General features: G+C 51.0%; 23 protein-coding genes. 21 read left to right on the top strand and 2 right to left on the bottom strand.

Annotated features, from left to right (window positions below; all coding sequences use genetic code 11):
* Both GX147_09580 and GX147_09585 read right to left on the bottom strand, forming a co-directional pair.
* Positions 1-562: exodeoxyribonuclease V subunit gamma (locus GX147_09580; GenBank protein NLN60928.1), on the bottom strand; the 562-nt coding region annotated here is incomplete at its 3' end.
* Positions 563-598: 36 nt separating this feature from the next.
* A complete protein-coding gene (locus GX147_09585) occupies positions 599-2,092 on the bottom strand; it encodes an exodeoxyribonuclease V subunit gamma (protein ID NLN60929.1) in 1,494 nt (497 codons plus the stop codon).
* 301 nt (positions 2,093-2,393) lie between these two features.
* On the opposite strand from GX147_09585, the gene rmuC reads away from it, so the two are divergent.
* The 21 genes from rmuC (at position 2,394) to GX147_09690 (ending at position 22,084) form a co-directional block, all read left to right on the top strand.
* Positions 2,394-3,548: a DNA recombination protein RmuC gene (rmuC, locus tag GX147_09590; protein NLN60930.1), complete on the top strand. Its 1,155-nt coding sequence runs from the start codon at positions 2,394-2,396 to the stop codon at positions 3,546-3,548.
* Positions 3,549-3,639: 91 nt separating this feature from the next.
* Positions 3,640-4,620, top strand: a complete 981-nt coding sequence (locus tag GX147_09595; GenBank protein NLN60931.1) for a hypothetical protein — start codon at positions 3,640-3,642, stop codon at positions 4,618-4,620.
* A 114-nt stretch (positions 4,621-4,734) separates the two neighbouring features.
* Complete coding sequence (locus tag GX147_09600; GenBank protein ID NLN60932.1) at positions 4,735-5,493, top strand: SagB/ThcOx family dehydrogenase; 759 nt, start codon at positions 4,735-4,737, stop codon at positions 5,491-5,493.
* A 167-nt stretch (positions 5,494-5,660) separates the two neighbouring features.
* Positions 5,661-5,951: an antibiotic biosynthesis monooxygenase gene (locus GX147_09605; protein ID NLN60933.1), complete on the top strand. Its 291-nt coding sequence runs from the start codon at positions 5,661-5,663 to the stop codon at positions 5,949-5,951.
* A 481-nt stretch (positions 5,952-6,432) separates the two neighbouring features.
* Positions 6,433-7,446 (top strand): 3-deoxy-7-phosphoheptulonate synthase, encoded by a 1,014-nt coding sequence (gene aroF, locus GX147_09610; GenBank protein ID NLN60934.1) that lies wholly within the window; start codon positions 6,433-6,435, stop codon positions 7,444-7,446.
* An 11-nt stretch (positions 7,447-7,457) separates the two neighbouring features.
* Entirely contained in the window at positions 7,458-8,552 is a 1,095-nt protein-coding gene (gene aroB, locus GX147_09615; protein ID NLN60935.1) for a 3-dehydroquinate synthase, read from the top strand.
* The gene (pheA, locus tag GX147_09620) at positions 8,549-9,634 is read left to right on the top strand and encodes a prephenate dehydratase (GenBank protein NLN60936.1); all 1,086 of its coding nucleotides are present in this window, start codon (positions 8,549-8,551) and stop codon (positions 9,632-9,634) included. Before aroB ends, pheA begins: the two co-directional genes overlap by 4 nt.
* Positions 9,631-10,374 (top strand): type I 3-dehydroquinate dehydratase, encoded by a 744-nt coding sequence (gene aroD, locus GX147_09625; GenBank protein ID NLN60937.1) that lies wholly within the window; start codon positions 9,631-9,633, stop codon positions 10,372-10,374. The genes pheA and aroD overlap by 4 nt, the downstream gene beginning before the upstream one ends.
* Positions 10,371-11,201 (top strand): shikimate dehydrogenase, encoded by an 831-nt coding sequence (locus tag GX147_09630; GenBank protein NLN60938.1) that lies wholly within the window; start codon positions 10,371-10,373, stop codon positions 11,199-11,201. The genes aroD and GX147_09630 overlap by 4 nt, the downstream gene beginning before the upstream one ends.
* Positions 11,202-11,226: 25 nt before the next feature.
* Positions 11,227-12,510, top strand: coding sequence for a 3-phosphoshikimate 1-carboxyvinyltransferase (gene aroA, locus GX147_09635; protein ID NLN60939.1), 1,284 nt, complete (start codon positions 11,227-11,229; stop codon positions 12,508-12,510).
* On the top strand, positions 12,503-13,075 hold the full coding sequence (locus GX147_09640; protein NLN60940.1) for a shikimate kinase: 573 nt from the start codon (positions 12,503-12,505) through the stop codon (positions 13,073-13,075). Before aroA ends, GX147_09640 begins: the two co-directional genes overlap by 8 nt.
* Before the next feature lie 59 nt (positions 13,076-13,134).
* Positions 13,135-14,205, top strand: coding sequence for a chorismate synthase (gene aroC / locus GX147_09645; GenBank protein ID NLN60941.1), 1,071 nt, complete (start codon positions 13,135-13,137; stop codon positions 14,203-14,205).
* Positions 14,202-14,984 (top strand): prephenate dehydrogenase/arogenate dehydrogenase family protein, encoded by a 783-nt coding sequence (locus GX147_09650; GenBank protein NLN60942.1) that lies wholly within the window; start codon positions 14,202-14,204, stop codon positions 14,982-14,984. The genes aroC and GX147_09650 overlap by 4 nt, the downstream gene beginning before the upstream one ends.
* Positions 14,985-15,011: 27 nt before the next feature.
* A complete protein-coding gene (locus GX147_09655) occupies positions 15,012-15,779 on the top strand; it encodes an NAD-dependent deacylase (protein ID NLN60943.1) in 768 nt (255 codons plus the stop codon).
* A gap of 15 nt (positions 15,780-15,794) precedes the next feature.
* Positions 15,795-16,223 carry an NUDIX hydrolase gene (locus GX147_09660; GenBank protein ID NLN60944.1) on the top strand — a complete coding sequence of 143 codons (429 nt, stop codon included), beginning with the start codon at positions 15,795-15,797 and terminating at the stop codon, positions 16,221-16,223.
* 19 nt (positions 16,224-16,242) lie between these two features.
* Positions 16,243-16,989 carry a histone deacetylase family protein gene (locus GX147_09665; GenBank protein ID NLN60945.1) on the top strand — a complete coding sequence of 249 codons (747 nt, stop codon included), beginning with the start codon at positions 16,243-16,245 and terminating at the stop codon, positions 16,987-16,989.
* 360 nt (positions 16,990-17,349) lie between these two features.
* Positions 17,350-18,228 carry a pantoate--beta-alanine ligase gene (locus tag GX147_09670; GenBank protein NLN60946.1) on the top strand — a complete coding sequence of 293 codons (879 nt, stop codon included), beginning with the start codon at positions 17,350-17,352 and terminating at the stop codon, positions 18,226-18,228.
* A gap of 27 nt (positions 18,229-18,255) precedes the next feature.
* Complete coding sequence (locus tag GX147_09675) at positions 18,256-18,615, top strand: aspartate 1-decarboxylase (GenBank protein NLN60947.1); 360 nt, start codon at positions 18,256-18,258, stop codon at positions 18,613-18,615.
* A gap of 121 nt (positions 18,616-18,736) precedes the next feature.
* Positions 18,737-19,384: a DUF502 domain-containing protein gene (locus tag GX147_09680; GenBank protein NLN60948.1), complete on the top strand. Its 648-nt coding sequence runs from the start codon at positions 18,737-18,739 to the stop codon at positions 19,382-19,384.
* Between the two features lie 27 nt (positions 19,385-19,411).
* A complete protein-coding gene (locus tag GX147_09685; GenBank protein NLN60949.1) occupies positions 19,412-20,590 on the top strand; it encodes a methionine adenosyltransferase in 1,179 nt (392 codons plus the stop codon).
* Positions 20,591-20,659: 69 nt separating this feature from the next.
* Positions 20,660-22,084: an adenosylhomocysteinase gene (locus tag GX147_09690; GenBank protein NLN60950.1), complete on the top strand. Its 1,425-nt coding sequence runs from the start codon at positions 20,660-20,662 to the stop codon at positions 22,082-22,084.
* Position 22,085 lies beyond the last annotated feature (1 nt).

The following is a 22,085-nucleotide window of genomic DNA, read 5'->3' on the forward strand; positions in this document are numbered from 1 at the left end:
AGCGATCCTCATCGCGTATGGAGGGATCGCCACGTCTCCGGCGGCGTTCTATCAAATCAAATCCCGCTTTGACCGGCTCTCGTGGAAAAAGCTCCTGGTTCATCCCCAGAAGACATATGACCTTGAAAGGGATGCTGCGCATGGGAACCATGGCGCAAAAGGTAACGCCGCCGGACAGGAAACCTCCCGAAAAACCGGCTTTCTCCAATTCGTCGGTAAGACCGGTCCGGATAACGGAAAGCGGCAGGGAATCCTCATACCCGCTCAATTCCTCTGATTCAGACAATCCCTGCAGGACGTCCATGATATATTTTAAGTGAAAGAATGTCTCCTCTTCATTTTCATCAATGTGGAAAAATGTTTCGCAGAGCTGATGGAGAATCAAACGCCATCCATGAAGAGAGTGTCTTCCGCGAAGAAGTTTGCAGGTTTCGATAAGGCACGCCAGAAAGTCTATAAAACGGCCCAATGTTTCCGCTTTTTCCCCCTCAATGCCATCATAGGGGAGTCGTTCATCGTAAAGACGTTTGTTCTCTCCCGGCAGAGCGTAGCCCAGGAGCATACGGTCAATGCCGTCTTGCCAGCTGTGCGGGCTTAATTAAGGCAAACCGAGATCAATCAGGGCATCCTCGTCAATGCCCCAGCGGATACCGCTCTCCTTGATCCACCGATGGATCAGAGGTATTTCTTCCGATGCGATACCAAAGGCACGGCGTACCAGGCGCCTGTCAAGAAGGGCCGTAACACGCGATGCTTCAAAGCGGCTTTCGGCGAGATCCAGAATTTTGAAGAAAGAAACGATGATCGGATTGTCCCGCATGGGCTTACCGTCGGCGATACCGAAGGGTATGGATACATCACCGGCTTTCGGATTTTCTTCTTTGGAGTGGCTGAACACCGATTCAATGAAAGGGGCGTAAATATCGATATTCGGGGTCATGACAAGAATATCCCGCGGTTTGACCTGCTGATCGTTTTCGAAAAGTGAAAGAAGTCGATCGTAAAGAACCTCGACCTCTCGCAGGGGACTGTGACAGGCATGGCACTCTATCGTGTCGTCACTTTCTCTGCATTCCAGGCGAGGTGCCTCCCCTTTGCCGCGGTCGAGGAGATTCAGGATATCCGACTGGATGGTACGCAGCGCCGTGGATTCACCCGGACGCACAAAATAATCCCGGTGTTCCGCGGCAATATCGGCGAATGCAAAGAGAAAGTCCCTGCCCGTTTTCCCCATGGAGGCCAGGAGTGGGTTGCCCTTGTCCATCAATATGTCCCCGCCGCCGAATGGCCCTTTGTTCTGCCGTTTTTCCCTTTCCCGCTCCGACAGGATTTCCGACCAGTACTCACGGCACGGGTTGAGGAGAAACAGGTGTACATCGGTTAATGAAGAAAGGGTCAATATGACGTCGATCCAAAGGGACGGCAATGATGAAATGCCGATCATGGATATTCGTTCAGGAATAAGGATCGACCTCGAATGAAATGCTTTTAATTTTTCCTTGAAAAGCTTGAAAAGGGCTGGCGGATGTGGTTCCTTCGCATCTTCCCTTAAAAGCCGCCAGAGTTCTGCCTGCCAAACCTCATCTCCCTCGGTTGCGCTGCCCGTTTCCCATTTCAAAAGCATTTCCGGGCGGTAGGCCATGTACTGATCGAATACCCGTGCGATACGATGCGAGAGCTGGTGCAGTTTTTGAGAATAATCCATCTCGTAGGATTCCAGATAATGTCTGATGGCATCGAAGCCCGGCTGGTCGATTATTTTCGGAATCCATTTCATGATGCTCCAGGTCATCTTGTCGGGAAGGTAACAATCGGAAGGACCATCCGTTTCCGTTGCGTCTCTCAGCAGGTTGAGAAGATAGGCTCGTGGAAGCTGGAAAGATACATTGGTACAGAGGCCATGGTAGTCGGCAAGTCGCATGGAAAGCCATTTTTCCATGCCCCGACTGCCGACAAGGACAATTTCCGGTGAGCAAGGCGAGGGCAGGGGGGGCGTCATGATGTCTGCCAGACGTGCCGCCAGTATTTCCATCATATTGGATGTTGTAATATGAAGCCCCGCCATAAAGTCACCCGATGTGAGAAAGAACATGTATCACACCTTGCCTTCCCCTCCAAGCATTTCACTGGAAGATTTTCCCGATGTTGCCAGGATAAAAAAGGCTTTACAAACTGGAAAGGGGAAGTCAAGAATAGCACCGTCTTTGGAGGTGTAATTCATGGGATGGCTATGGCCGTTGGTGGCCGGTCTTTTTTTGTTCTGTGTCACGGCGGGATTTTATTTTCTTGGTCGCAGGAAGACAAGAGACAATATCCGAATTCAGTTTTATCTTGAATCCCTCGAAAAAAATTCTGAGCGCCTTGAAGGGCTGATCCGTGAGGAAGTGGAGCGGATGCGCGATACGGTGGTCAACAATGCGTTTCAGACAAAAACCTCCGTTGCCGGGGAGTTGAAGGATTTCGGGAATGCCGTGAAGAAATCGGTGGAGGATATGATCCATTTCCAGCGGATACATGTCGAGACCTCGACGAATCAGATGAATCTGTTCATAAAAAACAGCGAAGAACGCATTGAACGTATCCGTGCAACGGTCGATTCCAGGCTGGAACAGATCCAGAATGATAACGCCAGAAACATCGAACAGGTTCGCCTGACCGTAGATGAAAAACTACAGGGAACTTTGGAACGGCGCCTTGGCGAGTCGTTTCGTCAGGTTTCCGAACGACTGGAACAGGTTCACCGGGGCTTGGGTGATATGCAAAACCTTGCTTCGGGGGTCGGTGATTTGAAGAAGATTTTTGCGAATGTTAAATCCCGGGGCATGTGGGGGGAGATCCATTTGGAAAACCTGCTGGTCGATATTCTCTCACCCGCCCAGTATGAAAAAAATGTCCGGACGAAGGAACGGAGCAATGAGGTGGTGGAATTTGCCGTCAAATTGCCCGGCGGCGAAGAGGGTGAAATGCCGGTCTGGTTACCCGTTGACTCGAAATTTCCACTGGAAGATTACCAGCGTCTCATCGATGCCCGGGAAAGAGGTGAAACACAGGATGCCACGGAAGCGGCCCGCATGCTTGAGGTACGGTTGAAACGCTGTGCACGGGATATCCATGATAAATATCTTAGTCCTCCCCGGACAACTGATTTCGCTGTGATGTATCTCCCGTCGGAAGGGCTTTATGCCGAAACGGTGAGTCGAGCCGATTTGATCGCGGCCATGCAACGCGAATACAGGGTGCTGGTTGCCGGCCCCTCAACCTTCGCCGCCTTGCTGAATAGCCTGCAGATCGGCTTCAGGACCCTGGCCATTCAAAAACGCACAAGTGAAGTCTGGCAGATCCTGTCCGTTGTCAAGACCGAATTCGGTAAATTCGGCGAGATTCTCCAGGGGGTGAAAAAGAAACTGGAACAGGCAACGAACAACATGGATGACGCATTGAAAAAATCACGGATCATTCAGCGCAGGCTCCGTGATGTTCAGAGAATTGACGGGAGCGACAAAGGGCGGGCTGAAGATGAAATCATGGACGATCATGTGGACGATTAACCGGAATTCATTTGCCATAATCGAAGAATTATGAAAAAAACATCCGGGAAAAGACATCTATAGCTGGCCGCTATACGAGGTGGTTGTGTTATTGAAATATATTCTACCACAGAGACGGGCTGAAAAAGAACGCCATAAGGCAAAAAGAACCCTTCAGGGAAGGTGCAAATACCGATGCGATGCGGTTCTGTTGATTTTTTTCTTCTCTTGCCTGATATTCGCCCAAACCGGTATGTCATTCGCCCGGGATGTCCTTGTTTCGGGTAGTCCTGAAGTCGCCCTGCAGGCAAAATATATGGCCTTGCGGGATCGCCTGGACCAGAATGAATTCCAGAGACCCTTATCCTTGGATTCGTCGGAAACTGACGGGGAGTTGAGGGGTGAGATCCATGCCGTCCTGGACTTCCCCTTCAGGGAAACAGCCCTGGCATTGAGGGGGACCCATGCCTGGTGCGACATCCTTAATCTCCACCTCAATGTCAAATATTGTAGTGCCCGGACAAAAAAAACGGCGAACAGCTTGTCGCTTTCTGTCGGGCGCAAACATGAACAACCCCTCGATAAAGCATCGACCGTTGATTTGACCTTCCATGCCGATGCAACGAATCCGGATTACCTGCGAATCGTATTGCAGGCGGTAAATGGCCCTCTTGATACCCGGGACTATCGAATTGTGCTGGAGGCAATTCCTCTGGAGAGGCAGCGGACATTCATCCGCCTGTCATATTCCTATGAGACGAGCCTGATGGCGCGACTGGCCATGCAATGCTATTTCAGTACCCTGGGAAGAGATAAAGTCGGCTTCACCGTGACGGGAAGAACGGATGACGGGCGACCCATTTACACCAGAGAGATGCGTGGTGTCATCGAACGGAACACGATGCGATATTACCTGGCCATTGAAGCCTATCTCGGCACCATGGCCATACCGGAAGATCGACGCCTGGATATTCGCCTGAATAATTGGTTCGCTGCCACTGAACGATACCCTCTCCAGTTGCACGAGATGGACAGGGCAACCTATTTGAAGATGAAACGCAGAGAATATGAGCGGCAGATTGCCGTGCCGTAAACCCATAAGGGAAAATCCCCTGAAGCTACGCGTTCTTAGATCTTTACAGAGAAAAATATCCGCTGGCGACCGTTGTGTTAGTACCCCATAACCGTGTGAACCAAATAATAGACCATGGATAAAGACCTCATCAAACAGTGCCGATTTTTTCTGAAAGACACGATTCGAAAGATGATCGACTTTTCCAGGACGGATCAGTATCTCGGTGTTCCGCCGCCTCCTATTCAAAAACCTTTTTCCCAAGATGCGAAAAGAATTGTCCTGCCCGGCATGAAAGCATGGCAGGACATCGGAAAGGCCGATTTCAAGGCCATAATTCTCAACAGGGAAAGTCATCGGTCTTATCTGGAGGAGGCTCTTACCCTTGGAGAATTGGCTTTTCTCCTTTGGGCAAGCCAGGGGATAAAGGAGAGACTGGATGAGGGACATGCCCTCCGCACGGTTCCTTCCGCAGGATGCCGCCACAGCCTCGAGACTTATCTTTGCGTATTGAATATCGATGGATTGGAACGCGGGATTTACCGTTATCTTCCTCTTGAGCATCAATTGCTCCTCCTGTACACGGACCAGGATCTGGATGAAAAAATTTTCGAAGCAACTTTCAACCAGACTTATCCGGCGGTGGCCGCCGTTACCTTGATATGGACCACCATTCCATACAGGATGGAGTGGCGCTATGGTCCGGCTTCAGCTAAAGTTATCGCCATTGAGGCGGGTCATGCCTGTCAGAATCTTTATTTGGCCTGTGAAGCAATTGGGGCGGGTGCATGTGCCATGGCCGCTTATGACCAACAGGCCATGGATCACCTTCTTCATATCGACGGTGAAGATGAATTCACCCTGTATCTGGCATCGGTGGGACGAAAATTGTAGAAACGCGCTGTCATTAATTCACCGTAACCAACCGTTCTTCAGAGGGGCGGAGGCACGTATTTTATGAAGACTTTCCTTGCATTCCCACCGATGCGTGATTAAAATATAATCATCGGACAGGGGATGAAGTGAAAGTGGATTGAACAGACTGAGAAAGGAGGATTCCCATGGCTCTTACGAAGGTTCTTATTGAGAGGAAGGTCAAACCAGGTCAGGAACAGGCGTTTAAAAAACTCATGCGCGAAGTACTCTCTGGAGCGGCACATACCCATGGTTTCATTTCCGGCGAGACCCTGCAGTCTCTGAGTGATCCCTCGGTTCATGTGACCATCAGTCTATGGAAAGATTTGTCATCCTGGCAGGATTGGATCAACAGCCCACCTCGTAAAAAAATACAGGAGGAATACGATAAGGCTCTGGCGGAACCCATGAAAGTTACCACTTTCCATTACGAGTGATAACGAAACGGACAGGAAGAGGGCAGCCTTTCGGCTGCCCTCTTTTTTTTCTGTTTTCCCGTCGGTGGGAAAAAGGGGCTGAATTGAGAGCTCCCGAGGCGGGTTGCCATTTGAGGACTTCCTCCATGTCCTAAAATATGCATGTCTATCATCGTTACCTGTTGTGTTGAAAAATATCTGAGTTCCTCCCCTTGGAAATATCTTGACAAAGCAATTCGACTGTGCTTTACTCCGCGAGCAGTATTTATTCATAAGGAGTAGGAGTACCCGATGGACAACAACACGCGGAAAAATATCCAGGCTTATTTTTATAGCTTTTATTTTTACGGCGAGGTCTGTCCGTCGCTTGGGGAGTAGAAGCAAATACATATAACCTTAAGCCATGGTCAGACCGATAGGCGCTAACCATGGCTTTTTTGTTTTTTGGCCATGGTGATGAAAGCACCGTGGCTTTTTTTATTTCAGCAAGGAGGATTATCAAATGATCATTATCATGAAAAGAGGGGCCAGCGAGGGGCAGATCGACCATGTCATCCACTGGATCGAATCCGTTGGCTACAATGCTCATCCATCGCGGGGTGTGGAGAGGACCATCATCGGTTGTGTTGGGGACGACCGGGGAAAAATTCAGCTCACTTATGCCGAATCCTTTTCAGGTGTGGAGAAAACCGTGCCGATTCTGAAACCCTATAAATTGGCAAGCAGGGAAGCCCGGGAGGGAGAAACGGTCATTCATGTGGGACGCCTGCGTATAGGCGGCGGTGGTTTTGTCGTCATGGCAGGTCCCTGTTCCGTTGAAAGCGAGGAACAGATGATGGAAAGCGCCTACATCGCCAAGAAAGGCGGGGCCGATATTCTTCGGGGCGGCGCCTATAAGCCACGCACCTCACCCTACAGTTTTCAGGGGATGGAAGAGGAGGGTTTGAAGCTCTTGAAAAAAGCCAGGGAAAAAACAGGCTTGCCGGTTATTACGGAGGTGATGAGTACGATGGAAGTCGATCTGGTTGAGGAATACACCGATGTGCTCCAGGTCGGCGCCCGGAACGTCCAGAATTTTTCACTCCTGAAAAGGATCGGGCAGTGCAAAAAACCGGTTCTTCTGAAACGGGGCATGATGACGACGATCGAGGAGCTTCTGATGTCGGCCGAGTATATTCTTTCATCGGGAAACGCGCAGGTGATTCTCTGTGAGCGAGGTATTCGCACCTTCGAAACGGCAACCCGTAATACCCTGGATATTTCTGCCGTACCCGTGCTCAAATCCCTGACGCATCTCCCGGTCATTGTCGATCCAAGTCATGCCGCCGGTCACTGGCACTACGTCAGGCCTTTAAGTCGGGCCGCCCTTGCGGTTGGTGCCGACGGCATCCTTGTTGAAGTCCACCCCGATCCGGCGAAGGCCGTTTCCGATGGGGTGCAATCCCTGAAACCGGAGAAGTTCTACAGCTTGATGGAAGAACTGCGTAAAATAGAAAACCTTTTGAAACTTCAGTGAGGTTGAAGGAAATGAAAAAGCTTGTCCTGGAAATTGAACGAAAGGGCACCGTCCGTTGTGAAATCACCATAGGCTATGACATCATGGACCGGGTTGGATTGCTTCTAGCGAAGGAGTACGGCAAGGTACGCTCTTTCATGGTTACGGACGATCGGGTGGCTGACCTTTATGGGGCGCAAATTACCGACGGGTTTCGGAAAATGGGAATGACAACCTCGATGATTGTGATCCCCGCAGGGGAAGCATCCAAAAACGTGGATACCGCCCTGTTCGTAATCGGGGAGATGCTCAAGGGGGGGGCTGATCGCAGCAGTGTTCTGATTGCTTTTGGAGGAGGGGTGGTAGGTGATCTGACCGGCTTTGTCGCTTCGATTTATATGCGTGGTATCCCTTATATCCAGATTCCGACAACCCTGATGGCCCAGGTGGACAGCAGCATAGGCGGAAAAACCGCCGTTGACCTGCCTGAGGGGAAGAACCTGATAGGAAGCTTCCATCAGCCGGGGAGAACCTATATTGACCTCAAATTTTTGGAAACGCTCCCTGAAAAAGAGATGAAAAACGGTCTGACCGAGATTATCAAAGCGGCGATCATTGAAGACATCACCCTGTTCAACCTTCTGGAATCCGAAGCAAAGGCCGTTAAAGAACGGGATCGCCTGATCTTGACACAAATCGTGGAAAAGGCTTGCCGGGTGAAAAGGGGAATCGTCGAACTGGATGAACGTGAGAGGGGGTTGCGGCGTATTCTCAATTTCGGTCATACCTTGGGACATGCCATTGAGGCGGAATCAGGCTACAGAATGAGTCACGGTGAGGCTGTCTCCATCGGCATGGTTGCCGCAACAAGAATTGCCGAGAAAATTTATGATTTGCCCCCGTCCGACAGGCAGCGAATTGAATCTCTCATCGGGGCACTCGGTCATCCGACAACCATAGGGGCGGATATTTCCACCGAGGGTATTCTGGCTCGGTTGAAAATGGATAAGAAAAAAATGGGGGACACGGTTCATTTTGTTTTAATCAAGAAAATAGGATTCCCTTTTGTCAATGGCGCGATTGAAAGCGGGACCCTCCGAGACATTATCGAGGAATTGAGGTCATGACGGATAAAAAATTGTTGGAAATTCGTCGCCAAATGTCAGAAGCGGACCAGAAAATTATTCGGTTGCTTGAACAGCGGGCAGGTTTGGCACGGAAGATCGGGAGCATAAAAGAAGAACACGGGACGGAGATCTACGATCCCGCGCGTGAGGCACAGATCATGTCGGATTTAGAAAAAGCGCTCCGCGATGACACCCTGCCCGCCGGATACCTGAAAACAATTTACCGAGAGATCATTTCCGCCTGTCGTAACCTGCAAAGGCCGATGGAGGTGGCTTGCCTGGGGCCGGCCGCATCATTTACGCATCTGGCGGCGAAATCTCATTTCGGTGGGAGCACCGCATTTTCCTTTCAATCGACGATCTCCCACGTTTTTGATGAAATGGAACGGGGACGGGCTGATCTGGGAGTCGTGCCCATTGAAAATACCTTCGAAGGGCCGGTCAATTTCACGGCCGATCGCCTGATTCATACCCCCATAAAGGTCATTGGAGAAATCTATCAGCGAATCAACCATTGCCTGTTATCGGAAGAGCGGGATTTGACGAGAATCAGACGCGTCTATTCCCATCCGCAGGCGTTTGCTCAGTGTCAGGATTGGTTGAAAAAAAAGATGCCGGATTCCGAGTATCTGGATGTTTCCAGCACGTCGGCGGCCGCACAGAGGGCTTTGCAGGAAAAGGGCGCGGCGGCGATCGCCAGTATACTGGCTGCCTCGGTTTACGGTCTCAATGTCCTGGCTGAATCCATTCAGGACCACCCTTTTAACACAACGCGGTTTATCGTTTTAGGACAAACGACGCCCGCGCCGACAGGTACCGACAAAACCTCCATCATCTTTGGAACACCCCATTCTCCTGGGGCGTTGCACCGTGCTCTGGGGGCCTTTGCGGATCGTCAAATCAACCTCATGAAAATCGAGTCTTATCCATTAAAAGAACGGTTGTGGGAGTATCTTTTTTTTGCCGATTTTGGCGGTCACGAAAAGGATCCGGTCATCGAAGATTGCCTGAATCATTTAAAAACGATGACGACCTTCGTGAAGGTCCTGGGCTCATATCCCAGAGCGGGAGAGAACCTATGATATGCGTTTCCATATGCGCGTCGACTCAGAAAAAGGCCATGCAGGATATCCGAAGGGTTTTCAACAGATGCGATCTTCTGGAGTTGCGGATGGACGAAATCGCGGACGGAAATCTCGTTGAACTGATAAACTGCATTCGCGGGTTGTCCCCAGCCTCTCCCGTTCTTGTTACATACCGCAAGTCAAGGCCATCCGAACTCGGTAGAATAACGAGGATGAATGAATCTACGCGTCGAATGGAGGACGATAGGAAGCGATGGGAAATCCTTCGGGAAGCGGTCCATTTGGAAACGGCCTATGTCGATGTCGAACTGGAGGATGATGACGAAAAAATCGCCTCTCTGAAGATGCTGATCGCGCGAAAAGGGCGGCGGACGAAACTCGTCTGTTCACATCACAACTACATGAAAACGCCTTCCTTGGCTCACTTGAAGAATTTGTATCAGGCCTGCGTTGCTAAAGGGGCGGATGTAATTAAGATCGTGCCCTATGCAAGGGCGGCGGAAGACAATATCCGCATCTTTCAATTTCTGGCCTGGGCGTCTAAACAGAAAAAAGAGGTTGTTGCATTTTGCATGGGTCCAAAAGGGCGTTTGAGCCGGGTTGGCGCCCTCCTCTTTGGAAGCGCCTTTTCCTTTGCAGCCCTGGATGAAAAATCTTCGGCCGCACCTGGTCAGATCGGAGTGAAGGATATGGAGATCCTGAAAGAAATACTTTTTCACGAGGAATGCAGAAATTGAAAACCCTCCCCCAAAAAAATCAGGCTGGTTTGATATTTGCCCTTTTCGGGAATCCGGTTGCTCAGAGCCTCTCCCCTCGAATGCATAACCGGGCGCTTCGGTTCATGGGAATCGATGGATATTATATCCCGGTTCTCGTCAAGGATTTGGCTGGAGCCGTTGCGGCGATTCGTGCCCTTGATATGCGGGGTGTAAGTGTGACCATTCCCTTCAAGGAAGCGATCATACCGTTGCTGGATGAGGTCGATGCCGATGCCCTGTGTATTGGTTCGGTTAACACGGTTCTCAATGATGGTGACACATTGACCGGTTTTAATACGGACTGGCAGGGAATGGAGGCCGCCCTGGTCAAGAAGATGCGAATCGCCGGAAAGAGGTTTGTTCTGATCGGTTCCGGGGGGACAACCCGGGCGGTGGCCTTTGCGATCAAAAGAAATGGGGGGGAGATTGTTGTGGCAAGCCGGAATCGTGACCGGGGAACCACATTGGCCACCAAGTTCGGTTGCGTCTGGATCCCGCTCAGTGCCGGGGAAAAAATCGAAGGGGATGTCCTGATCAATACGACTCCTGTGGGGATGATGCCCCGGGTGGACGCCCTCCCCGTTGCGAAAAATATCATCCATCGCTTTAAATATGTCGTGGATGCGGTCTATAATCCAACAAATACGCGGATGCTGCGCGTGGGAAAGGCATCGGGGGCCGTTACGATTTCAGGAGTCGATATGTTCGTTGCCCAGGGAGCGGAACAGTTTCGCATCTGGACAGGAAGGAAGCCCCCACAACGGTCTATGAGGGCAACCGTCCTTGCCGCCCTGAAAGACAGGTAGAAAGTATCCGTAGCGTATGAAAAAGATGTCCGTCATTCATATTGAGCCGTTCAGATGTTCCATGGCCGAGGTGACCGTCCCGGGTTCGAAAAGCTACACCCAGCGGGCTCTGGTTGCCGCTTCTCTGGCACGGGGTTCTTCAGTGCTGATCAATCCTCTTCTATCTGAAGATACAATGAGAATCATCGAAGCCCTCCAGGCCATGGGGCTCGGTGTGGCAATCGAGAACGGGGACATTCGTATAGAAGGGGCGGGGGGCGTTTTGTTGGCACCGCAAAATCCGATTTATCTGGGCAACAACGGTACGGCCATGCGTTTTCTCGTTTCCCTCTCCAGTCTTGGACGGGGTCCTGTTACGCTGACGGGAGATGCACGATTGTGCGAAAGACCGATCCGGCCCCTCATGAATTATCTCGGTTTGCTTGGTGTACCGTATCGATATCTCGGTCAGGATGGATTCCCACCCGTGGAAATCCACGCATCCGGTTTGCGGGGAGGGGAGCTTACGATAAAAAACACGGAAAGCAGTCAATACATTTCCTCAATCATGCTGGCGGCGCCTTACGCCGATAATCCTGTTACGCTGACCCTGGAAGGGGGCATTGTTTCGCGTCCCTATATCGATATGACGTTGCAGGTAATGACCGACTTCGGCGTTCCGGCGGAGGTGAAGAAAAAGGATTGTTACACGTTCCCGGCAAAAACGGCCTATCAGGGACGCAGATATGTCATCGAAGGCGACGCATCCAGCGCCTCGTATTTCTTTCTGGCCGCCATGCTCTGTGAGGGGACGGTGAGGGTGAACAACCTGAACCCCCGGAGCACTCAGGGTGATCTGAAATTCCTGGATTTGCTTGAAGGCGTGGGCGGGGAGGTGCGTTATGGCGACAACTGGATTTCCGTTACGGGAAAGAAGATGAAGAAGGGACGCCTGGTTGTTAGTATGGCGGACATGCCCGATATGGTGCCCACTGTTGCGATTCTTGCCGCCTTCAGGGAAGGGACGACGGAGATCCGACGGGTAGCGCACCTACGGATCAAGGAAAGCAACCGTCTGGCGGTGCTGGTTGCGGAGCTGGGTAAAATGGGTATTGATGCGCGTGAAGAAGGGGATAGCCTCGTCATCGTCGGCGGAAAGCCCAACGGGGCGACCATTCACACCTACAACGATCACCGGATTGCCATGAGTTTCGCTGTGGCCGGACTTGTGATACCGGGCATTTCGATCCAAAACCCGGGCTGTGTCGATAAGTCTTTTCCTGATTTTTGGAAGATTTTTGAAGAACTTAGAGGAGGTGAACGTGACTGACCGGGAAGACAAACGGGGGGACAACATCCTGCTGGTTGGTTACCGCGGAACGGGAAAGTCAACATTGGGAAAACGTCTGGCGGATGTTTCGGGGATGCCTTTCATCGATATGGACCAGACCATTGTTGAGGAAAAGGGCTCTTCCATTTCGGAAATCGTGGAGGATCACGGATGGTCGTTTTTTCGTACTTTGGAGAAAAATCTGCTGATCAGACTGTCAAAGGGGAAAGGTCAAGTCATTGCCACAGGTGGTGGTGTCGTGTTAAACGCGAAAAACCGTACACTTCTAAGAGAAATGGGTCGGGTGGTCTGGCTTCAGTCGGATCCGGAGAAGATTGTTACGCGGTTAACCCAGGATAAAACGAGGATAGAACAGAGGCCTGCCCTCTCCGATCTTGATTTATGGAAAGAAACAAACCTGATCCTGCAAGAGAGAAGCCCCCTTTATGAAAATGTCCACGATATCGCGGTGAATACATCGGAGTCCACTGTGGGGGAATGTGTTGACGAAATCATTAGAATCCTCCATATTGAGCGGACATTGTCGCCCCTGGGAGGCTTATAAGCGCCGAAGTGGTGGTTACCGGCCGACAAAGAGCCAACCTATAACGTGGAGAGGGATATATGTCGGGGAATAGCATTGGAAAAATCTTTCGGGTCACAACCTGGGGAGAATCGCACGGACCGGCAATCGGTGCCGTTGTGGACGGTTGCCCTGCAGGGCTTCACTTGTCGGTTGCCGATATTCAGCGCGCCTTGGATCGCAGGAAAGCCGGAGGGTTGCCTTCAGAGACCTCCCGACGTGAAGCGGACCAGGTTGAGGTGCTGTCGGGGGTATTCCAAAACAGAACAACGGGAACCCCGATTTCACTGATCATCCATAATCGTGAACATGCAAGCGGGGACTATGAGAGCCTGAAAAATCTTTTCCGGCCGGGACACGGCGACTTTACCTACACAGGGAAATATGGGTTTCGGGATTATCGTGGAGGCGGACGTGCCTCAGGGCGTGAAACCGCGGCAAGGGTGGCCGCCGGAGCCATCGCAGAAAAATTTGTCCGTTCAGCGGGTCTGGATGTGATGGCCCACACGGTCATGCTCGGTGGAATTTGGGCGAGAGGTCTGAAAACGGCTCAAGTAAAACATGAAGAGGTCGACTCCAGCCGGTTAAAATGTCTGGATGGGGAAGCGGAAAAGCTCATGCTGGAAAAACTGGAACAGGTGCGGATGGACGGAGACACCCTCGGTGGAATCGTGGAAATCGTTGTCCGGGGCTGTCCGATTGGTCTCGGAGAACCCGTATGCGACAAGTTGGATGCTGATCTGGCCAAGGCATTGATGAGCATCGGCACTGTCAAGGGAGTCGAAATGGGTGACGGTTTTGCCGTGGCCGCTAAAACGGGTTCGGAGAACAATGATCTCCAGACAACCGGAGGATACCTCACCAATCATGCAGGAGGTATTCTTGCCGGTATTGCCAACGGAAACGACATCGTATTGCGTGTGGCCTGCAAACCGATTCCGTCCATTGCGAAAACACAACGGTGTTTGGATGCCGACGGTCGTGAAAACGATTATGCCATCAAAGGAAGACATGATCTCTGCGTTATTCCCCGAGTGATTCCGGTTTGTGAGGCCATGGTCTGGATAATCCTGGCCGATCACCTGTTGCGTAACAGGGCGACACGTTTATGAAAGAGACGGTAATAGGCGTTATCGGTGGAACCGGCGGCATGGGGGGCTGGTTTGCCTCGTTGCTGCGGGGGGACGGTTATACCGTTCACTGTGCCGGGCGGCGCAGCGGCATGCGGCCGGAAGACATGGCCCGGGTTTGCCAGGTTTTGGTCATCAGCGTACCCATTGGCGTAACGTGTGAGGTCATTGGCAGGGTGGGGCCGTTCATGTCCCCTGACAGTCTCCTCACGGATCTGACATCCCTCAAGGAAGCGCCGGTCAGGGAGATGCTGAGGGCTTCCCAATGCGAGGTCATCGGTTGCCATCCTCTTTTCGGCCCCGAGATCACCGGACTTTCCGGGCACAATGTGATCTTATGTCCGGGACGGGGGGATCTCTGGTTTTCTTGGTTCAAATCAATTTTTGAGAAACATCAGGCTGTCATAACCGTGACCACACCGGAGGAGCATGACAGAATGATGTCCGTTGTCCAGGTAATGAACCATCTCCACACCATGCATCTGGGCATGATCCTTGGACAGGAGAATATGACCTGTGATAAACTTCTTCCCTGGTCCACGCCGGTACTTAAAAAAAAGATGGAGATGCTTCGTAAGGTGTTCCAGAACCAGCCCGGTATGTACGCGGAAATGCTTGTGAATAATCCACATCTGGAACGCATTTGCGAACTCTATCAGGAAACGTTTTCCCTATTGGAAAAAACACTGGCGAGAAAGGACGCGGATGCCCTGTGCGACCTGCTCCATAAGCAGACGAAAAAAATCTGGCCGAAAAAATAAGAGAACCTTGATCTGGTACATGGGAACATGAATGAACAGGAAAAAAAGATAGAAGCCCTCGCGGCGATGCTGAAAAACACCCAAAAGGCCGTTTTTTTTACCGGTGCAGGGGTGAGTACGGAGTCCGGGATACCGGATTTCCGCAGTCCCGGCGGAATCTGGACAAAATTCAATCCGGACGACTTCACACTGGACCGGTTTCTGAACAGCCACGAGAGTAGAAAGAAACAGTGGCAGTTTCTTCTTGGAACGGCCTCGATCCGTATGGCCGAGCCGAATATGGCCCACCTGGGCATTGCCGAACTGGAAAGAATGGGTCATGTGGATTGCGTTATCACGCAAAACATAGACGGCCTCCACCAGAAAGGCGGTTCAAATCCGGACCGTGTTTACGAGCTTCACGGAAACCTGGAGTGGGTTCATTGTCTCGGTTGCCGGAACCGCTATAAAACGGACCGGGTCATCGAACGGAACGGAGGTGTCCAGGATGTCCCCGATTGCGAATATTGCGGAGGTATACTGAAGCCGGACGTCATTTTCTTTGGAGAACAGCTTCCCCAGGAAATCCTGGAAACGGCGATGATTTCATCCAGCACATGTGAATTATTTATCGTTGTCGGCTCATCGCTCGTTGTCTATCCGGCGGCCTACTTGCCCGTTTACGCCAAATCGGCAAATGCCAAGCTGGTTATTCTCAACATGATGGAAACGCCTTGCGATACACAGGCCGATCTGATCATCACTGGCCAGGCCGGTGCCATTATGGAACGGGTCATGCAGAAAATAAGAGCGTGAGAAGGGAGTTATCGGATGTCCAATCGGTTATACCCCGAAAGTCCACGTGTGGGTGTCGGTGCCTTGGTGATCCATGGCGGAAAGGTTTTGCTCGTGAAACGGGGTGTGGCTCCAAGCGCAGGATTCTGGGCGCCCCCCGGCGGGTCTCTGGAACTTGGAGAAACGCTGGAATCCTGTGCGGAGAGGGAAACCCTTGAGGAAACCGGAATAACTGTCCGCGCGGATAAACCGGTTTACGCCTTCGATTATATTGAACGGGACAGGGCCGGAGAAATTATGTTCCATTTTGTCATCATCGATTTATGGGCGGAGTACATCTCGGGGAAACCGGTCGGCCGGGACGATGCTCTGGAGGCAAAGTGGGTGGGGAAGGATGATATTGGATCCCTCCAGATAGGGAAAAACACCTTGAAACTTTTGCGGGCGACAGGGTTTTTTGCCTGAAAAGACAGGGAGTGACGCCATGAAAATCATATTTCACGAAGGCTTCTACCAGGTTTATGCTTCTGATCCAGCCGCGGCTCCGGGCAGAATGGAGGCAATCGTTTCCGTGATCGGAGAAAAACATGAATTTCTTCAGGCGGTTCCCGCTGAAGAAGCGGACATCCTCGCCGTGCATTCTGATTTACATGCGCAAAGGGTTCGACATGAAGGGGTCTACGAAATTGCCGCGCTGGCCGCAGGCGCTTCCATCGAGGCGGCAAAAATCGGAATGAAGGAACCGGCCTTTGCTCTGGTAAGGCCTCCCGGCCACCACGCCTCGGAGGATAGTGCCTGGGGATTTTGTTATTTCAACAATATGGCCATTGCGTTAACTCACCTGATCAGGGCCGGTTTGATTCAGAAAGCCTCCGTCCTTGACTTCGATTTGCACTACGGTGACGGTACGGTCAACATACTGGGCACTTTGGATCAAATCGCCATTTTTAACCCTTCGGCATCGGATCGTTCTCATTATCTGCGCAGCGTAGAGGATTTTCTTGCAGAACAGAAAAGCGATATCATCGGCATATCCGCCGGGTTCGATAATCATGAAGCGGACTGGGGCGGCCTCCTTTTGACGGAAGATTACCGGGAAATGGGCAGAATGGTCAGAATGGCCGCCAATGCCATGGACCTTGGTTATTTCGCCGTTCTGGAAGGTGGGTACAATCACCGTGTGTTGGGTGAAAATGTTGCGGCCCTGCTGGAAGGCATGGGAGGCGAATGAGGGTCTTGCCGGAGTAAAGGAAATGATGAAATCCACGTTGGACCGATGTATCGTTAGCCTGAATAGGAGATCGGAGAATTGGGAAGCCGTTGTCATAACCGTTCCCAGGACAGCCACGTTTTCATGGTTCTGGCATGATCCCGTTACGTGTCATACGCTGATGCAAGCCCCTGATTTCCTTTAAATAGCATTACTTTTAAAAGTATTGCTTGACAAAGAAATATCTGTCTGTTAGAAGCCCTACGCCGCTTGGATCCGCTTCAGGACTGAGACGGAAAGGTTGGAAAGATTGTTTATGTGGGTATCCTTACCTCCCGTCTCGCGACGCGGAGGTTTTTTTTTGCGCAAAGGAGAATTGCATTGGAAATATTCAATTCTGTTACGGATATGCAAAACAAGGTAAATCTCCTCAGGCAGCAGGGACAAAGGATCGCTTTTGTTCCGACTATGGGGTATTTTCACGAAGGACATCTGGACCTGATGAGGGAAGGTCGAAAGCGGGGCGATTACCTGGTCGTCAGCATTTATGTCAACCCGACACAGTTTGCTCCAACGGAAGATCTGGATGAATATCCACGGAATTTTGAACGGGACTGTTCAATGGCCGAACAGGTCGGAGTCGATGCGGTTTTTTTCCCCGATGACTCGGGAATGTACCCCCCTCATTATCAGACGTATGTCGATGTGGAAGGGGTTACGAAGAATTTGTGTGGGGCCTCGCGTGCCGGTCATTTTCGTGGTGTGACGACGGTTTGCACAAAGCTTTTCAACATCGTCAAGCCCCATGTGACTATTTTCGGCAAGAAGGATTTTCAGCAGCTTATTACGATAAAGACCATGATTCGGGACTTGAACATGGATATAGAGGTAATAGGCATAGCGACAACACGTGAACCTGACGGTTTGGCCATGAGTTCCCGTAATGCTTACCTGAATGAGGAAGAACGAAAATCGGCTCAGTGTCTCAGCCGTTCCCTGATGATCGCAAAACGGCTGTACGAATCGGGTGAAACCGATGCCGGTCAAATTTTGAATCAAGTACGCAAGTATATAAAATCACATCCACATGTTGAAATTGATTACATAAAGGTCAGTGATGTCGATACGGTTGAAGAGGTATGGTCCGTGGGCCCCGACACTTTTATCGCCATGGCGATCAGGGTCGGTAAAACGAGATTGATCGATAATTATGTTTTTGGAGAGGATCTGAAGGTTCCATCTCCAGAAAATTATCGATGATTAAAAATATTTTTGAGGTGAATTTCAATGCAACGGTTCATGATGAAATCAAAGCTGCATAGGGCTACGGTGACGGATGCAGACCTGCATTATGAGGGTAGTATTTCTATTGATGAGGATCTCCTCGAAGCATCCGACATCCTTCCTTATGAGAAGGTTGCCATTTACAATGTCACCAACGGAGAGCGTTTTACGACCTATGCCATTACGGGCAAGGCGGGTTCCGGGGTTATCTGTCTCAATGGTGCGGCGGCCAGAAAAGTATCGAAGGGTGATATCATCATCATCGCGTCGTATTGCATGGTCGAGGACAGCGAAGCCAAGGGTTGGAAGCCGACCTGTGTGCTTCTGGACGGTGGAAATAAAATAAAAAAGATTACCCCCTGAGCTACCTGTCAACGACAAATGGGGACAAGGGAGCGCACCTGCGCTGTTTACGGGACACTTTTTTATTGAAACTACGAGTTCCGTTTGGTAGGCAGGAACTGTCTTTCTACAGCGGGGATCAATTTTGAAAAAAAAGCTTAAAAGTGTTTTTCTGACGGGTCTTGCTGTGACCATCCCTATCGGCCTGACCCTTTACATTCTCTTCTTCATCATCGACGTCATGGACGGCCTGCTGAGGATCGTGCCGGCCCGGTATGACCCGAATGTTCTGCTGGGGTTTCGTATACCGGGTTTGGGTGTTGTCTTTACGGTGCTGCTCATTCTTCTCGCTGGACTCATCACAAAAAGCTATGTGGGCAACAGGGTGCTGCGCAAAGGCGAGGGCCTGTTCAGCAGAATTCCCATTGTCCGCAGCATTTATTTGGCGATCAAGCAAATATTCAACAGTCTTTTTTTGGGGAAGAGCCGCAGTTTCAGGAAGGTCGTTCTGCTTGAGTATCCACGGAAGGGATTGCACAGTATCGGTTTCATCACCGGCTCCGTGGAAGAAACCTTTCCACAGATTGCCGATGATAATCAGAAAAAAATAGGGGTTTTTATACCACTGGCCGTTACCCCCTATACAGGAGCCTTTGTCATTGTTCGGGAAGATGAGGTGGTTGAAGTAGGGATGACCGTCGAGGAAGCGTTTACCCTCATCATATCGGCGGGAATCGTTTCCCCCGAAAGCGGGAATTCAAGGTACGAACGAGCCATATCTGGGAATTAATCAGAAAAGGAAAAGGGGACTCTTTAAATGAACATCACATCAGAAAGCGTAAAAATCGGGCATCCGGATATCGTTTGCGACATGATTGCCTCACACATCATCGCGGAGATCATTGAAGAAGAACATCGGGCGGGCATGACCATAGACACGATGCCCCATTGCGGTCTTGAGGTTTTTTTGGGGAAAGGCCTGTGTATCGTCGGAGGCGAGGTTGCCACCCGCGTCTATGTCGATATCGAGAAAATCGTTCGCAATACGGTGCTCTCTATCGGGTATGACGATTACCTTCTGGGACTCAATGGCAATTCCATGGGTGTCCTGAACACCATCATCCCACAATCACCGGATATCAACAAGGGTACAAGGGCGCATCTCGGAAAATACAAAGAAATCGGTGCCGGCGACCAGGGTATCATCTATGGTTTTGCATGCAACGAAACTTCAGATTTTTTGCCTTTGCCGTATGTACTCGTCAACAAGATGATGCGCTGCTTTGAAACCTGTGGGAATCCTGTTTTTGCGCCGGATGGGAAGGGTCAGGTTACGGTCCAGTACAATGAGCGGGGAATGCCTGAGCGGGTCTCGACCGTGTTGATGTCCAATGCGATAGACTATCGCTGTGTCAAGGAGGGAGAGAAAAGCGGGATTGAACCCATGGCAAAAGAAATGGCCATGGGTTGCGTCGCTGATTGGGTGGATGACGGCACGGAATTCCTGTTCAATCCTACGGGAGAATGGCAGGCCATCAATTCCTGCAGTGCGGCAGATTCGGGTGTTACGGGACGGAAGTTGGTGGTCCAGCTCTACGGCGGTTTTCCGGGAGCTCAGTTGGGAGGCGGCGCCATAGTCAACAAGTCGCCGGAAAAGGTGGACTGTTCCGCAACCTTCGGTGCGAGACATGTGGCGAAAAACATTGTCGCGGCAGGTCTGGCCGAAAAATGTTCGGTACAACTGGCTTACGCCATCGGGATTGCCCGGCCCATATCGGTCTATGTGAATACCTTCGGTACAGGGATACTCTCCGACAACAATTTGGTTCTCTTGGTGAAGGAGTATTTCGACCTCTCCCCCCGGGGAATGATCGAAAAGTTCAATTTATTGAATGGTGATATTTACCGAAAAATCCCACGGAGTCTTTTCCTAGGTGACTACCCCTGGGAACAGCTTGATATGGTCGACGCGCTTAAAAAAGCTGCGGGTATTTAATCGACCCGATTTTTCTGATTATTCATCGTTTATGGGTTGGTTTGAAACTGCCTTGTCGGGAGGTTTGAAATGAATTTCCTCAAGATTGATCTGAGTTTACCTCATAAAATTGCGGATATAAATTTGGCCGAATGGGGAAGAAAGGAAATTGCCCTGTCTGAAAAGGAAATGCCGGGTTTGGTGGCGATTCGGGAAAAATACGGTCCCCTGGAACCCCTGAAGGGTCTGAAGGTTACGGGCAGCCTGCACATGACTATTCAGACGGCGTTTTTAATCGAAACCCTTAAACTTTTGGGAGCCGACATACGTTGGGCATCCTGTAATATCTATTCCACCCAGGACCATGCCGCCGCGGCTATTGCGGCATCAGGATCGGCAGCGGTATTCGCCTGGAAGGGCGAGACATTGGAGGAGTACTGGTGGTGTACGGAACAGGCCCTCACCTGGCCGGACGGTTCCGGGCCGGACCTGATTGTCGATGACGGCGGTGATGCGACGATGTTTGTACATCTTGGCGTCAAGGTGGAAAGGGATCCCGAACTACTTGAAGTAACACATGAAGAAAAGGAGATGGCCGTCGTTATGGAACGCCTGAGGCGTAGCCGTAAGATGAATCCTGAAAAATGGCAGAAGATTGCGGCGGATATCCGGGGTGTCTCCGAGGAAACAACCACGGGGGTGCACCGTCTCTATCAGATGGCAGCCAAAGGGGAATTGCTCTTTCCTGCAATCAACGTCAACGATTCCGTTACGAAATCCAAGTTCGATAACCTCTACGGGTGCAGGGAATCTCTGGCCGATGGGATCAAAAGGGCGACGGACATCATGATTGCCGGCAAAATGATCGTGATTTGCGGATATGGGGACGTGGGCAAAGGATGCGCCCATTCCATGAAGAACCTGGGTGCACGGGTCATAGTGACGGAAATCGATCCAATCTGCGCCCTCCAGGCGGCCATGGAGGGTTATCCGGTCAAGAGACTGGAAGACGTCGTCAGGGAAGGAGACATCTTTGTTACGGCGACCGGGTGCTGTGATGTCGTTCGGGGAGAGCATATGGAGCAGATGAAGGATGAAGCGATCGTCTGCAACATCGGTCATTTCGATAGTGAAATCGCCATGTCTTATCTGGAAAGTAATCCCAAATGCCGTAAGGAGAACATCAAACCCCAGGTGGATCGTTGGTACCTTGAATCGGGACGGTCCATTTTGATTCTGGCTGAAGGGCGGCTGGTCAATCTCGGCTGTGCGACCGGTCATCCGAGTTTTGTGATGAGCAACAGTTTCACCAATCAATGCCTGGCCCAGATAGACCTGGTCAAAAACGATTACAAACCGGGCGTTTACCGTTTAAGCAAGTTGCTGGATGAGGAGGTGGCCAGACTTCATCTGGAGCGGGTTGGTGCCGAACTGACCCGACTTGATCAGAAACAGGCAGATTATATCGGCGTACCTGTCGATGGACCCTATAAACCGGATTACTATCGTTATTGAC

The organism is Deltaproteobacteria bacterium, from assembly GCA_012522415.1.
In the GTDB taxonomy this organism is placed as follows: Bacteria; Desulfobacterota; Syntrophia; order Syntrophales; family JAAYKM01; genus JAAYKM01.